At 71.7% G+C, this 2,685-nt stretch carries 1 protein-coding gene; it reads right to left on the reverse strand.

The annotated features are described in order from the left end of the window. The coding region (locus GCN81_RS16500) for a non-ribosomal peptide synthetase (protein ID WP_156725393.1) at positions 1 to 2,685 on the reverse strand (2,685 nt) is incomplete at both ends.

Here is a 2,685-nt window from a genome sequence, read left to right on the forward strand (position 1 = left end):
CACGGCCTGCACCATCGCCCCGGCCTCCGGGGCGAGCCTGCTCCGGGCGGCCTCGGCCTCCCGCACCAGCACATCCCGCACCCCGTCACTGTCCAGGCCGGTGGTGTCCACCCGCTGGACGCACTCACGCGCCTGCACAGTGCCGCGCTCGGCGACCTCCAATGACCACACGTCACTGCCCGTACGTACGAGTCGGGCACGCAGCGCATCGTGGTGGTCCAGAACGGTCTGGAGCGCCGACGCGAGCCGGTCCTCGCCCAGCCCCGCAGGCAACCGCACCAGCATCGACTGGTGCGAGCCGTCGATCGGCCCGGGGCGTTCGCGGAGCCAGTGCATGATCGGTGTGAGCGGGATGTCGCCGATGCCCGCGTCCGGGTCTTCCACCACCGCGGTGTCGGCGGGCATCGCCACGCTGGCCAGGCCCGCGACAGTCTTGCGCTGGAACACATCGCGCGGAGTGAACACCAGACCGGCCTTGCGGGCCCGGCTGACCAGCTGGATGGAGATGATGCTGTCGCCGCCCAGGTCGAAGAAACTGTCGTCCACACCCACGGACGGCAGTCCGAGGACGTCGGCGAACAGCCCGGCGAGCAGCTTCTCTTCCGGGGTACGGGGTTCGCGCCCGGTCGTGAGAGCGGTGTAGTCGGGCGCGGGCAGCGCCTTGCGGTCCACCTTGCCGTTCGGGGTCAGCGGCAGCGCGTCCAACGGCACGAAGACCGCCGGGACCATGTACGCGGGCAGGCTCTGGTCCAGGTGGTCACGCAGTTCCGCGGTCTGCGGCGCGGCGTGCCCGGCCACGGGGACGACGTACGCGGTCAGGCGCTTGTCGCCCGGCCGGTCCTCCCGTACCAGGACCATCGCCTGGGCGATGCCCGGATGCGCGGTCAGCGCGGCCTCGATCTCGCCCAGCTCGATCCGGAACCCGCGGAGCTTGACCTGGTCGTCGCCGCGACCCAAGTACTCGAGGTGGCCCTGGGCGTTCCAGCGGACCAGGTCGCCGGTGCGGTACATCCGCTCGCCCGCAGTCCCGTAGGGGTCGGCGACGAAGCGTTCGGCGGTCAGGCCCGCACGGTTCACATAGCCGCGCGCCAGCCCGGCCCCGGCGATATACAGCTCGCCCGGCACACCGGGCGGCACCTGGCGCAGTGCCTCGTCCAGCACGTGCACCCGCATGTTGTCCAGCGGACGCCCGATCGGCATGGCCGCCGGAACACTGTCCGCCGCGCCGACCTTGTGGTGGGTGGCGAACGTGGTGGTCTCGGTCGGTCCGTAGCCGTCGACCACGACCGTGTCCGGCGCGGCCTCCAGCACGCGGCGTACGGAAGCGGGGGGAACGACGTCGCCGCCGGTCCACACCTCCCGTACGCCGGCCAGGCTCTCGGGCCGTTCCTCGGCCAGCAGTCGGAACAGGCCGGCCGTCAGCCACAGGCCGGTCACCCGCTCCCGCGTGATGACCAGCTCCAGCGCCCGGAGGTCCAGCTCGCCCGGCGGGGCGACGATCGCCTGGCCGCCGGACAGCAACGGCACCCACAGCTCGAATGTCGAGGCGTCGAAGGCCTGCGGGGAGTGCACCAGGACCCGGTCGCTCACCCCATCGCCCCAGCAGCGGTCGTACACGAGGCTCAGCACGTCCCGGTGCGTGACGACCACACCCTTGGGCGTGCCGGTCGAACCGGAGGTGTACATCACGTACGCCGCGTTGGACGGGTGCCCTGGGACAACGGGGTCGGTGGCGGGCCGCGTCGCCAGCTCGGCCAGCTCCGCTTCGGCGTCCACGACGACGGTGACCGCGTCATGGGCGAAGCCGTCGGCCCACGAGGCCGCGTCGGTCAGCAGCACGCGGCAGCCGGTCTCGGCGGTGATCAGCTGGTGCCGGGAGGCGGGGAAGCGCCGGTCGAGCGGCACGTACGCGCCACCGGCCTTGATGACCGCCAGGATCGACACGAGGAGGTCCGCCGAACGCTCCTGGAGGATCGCCACGCAGGTCTCCGCGCCGACGCCGAGCCCCACGAGCCGGTGCGCGAGCCGGTTGGCCCGCTCGTCCAGCTGGCGGTATGTCAGCTCGCTCGCTGCCGAGTGCACCGCGACCGCCTCAGGCGTTCGGGCGACCTGCGCGGCGAACCTCGCCCGGAGCGTGCCGGAGACCTCAGGGACCTCGTGATGGGTGTGGTTCCAGTCAGCCAGCCGGTCCCGCTCGTCGGCGGTCAGGACGTCGATCTCCCCGAGCGGACGGTCGGGCGCGGCCACGAGCGACGCGAGCAGCCGCGTCCAGCGGGCCATCAGGGTCTCGACCGTCGCCCGGTCGAACAGATCGACGCTGTAGTGGACGACACCCTCGAACGCGTCAGGCGTATCGCCGTCTCCGGGCCGCTCGCCCACCTCGATCGACAGGTCGAACTTCGCCGCGCTGAGGCCGGACGGTTCCAGACGGGCGTCGATGCCGGGCAGCTCCAGGCGCCCACCGGGGGCGTTCTGGAGGGTGAACATGGTTTGGACGAGGGGGTGGCGGGTGAGGGAGCGCTCGGGGTTGAGGGCTTCTACGAGGCGTTCGAAGGGGAGGTCTTGGTGTGCGTAGGCGGTGAGGTTGGTGGTGCGGGTGCGGTTGAGGAGTTCGCGGAAGGTGGGGTTGCCGCTGGTGTCGGTGCGCAGGACGAGGGTGTTGATGAAGAAGCCGACGAGGTGGTC

The sequence above is a fragment of the Streptomyces apocyni genome, from assembly GCF_009739465.1.
Lineage (GTDB): Bacteria > Actinomycetota > Actinomycetes > Streptomycetales > Streptomycetaceae > Streptomyces > Streptomyces apocyni.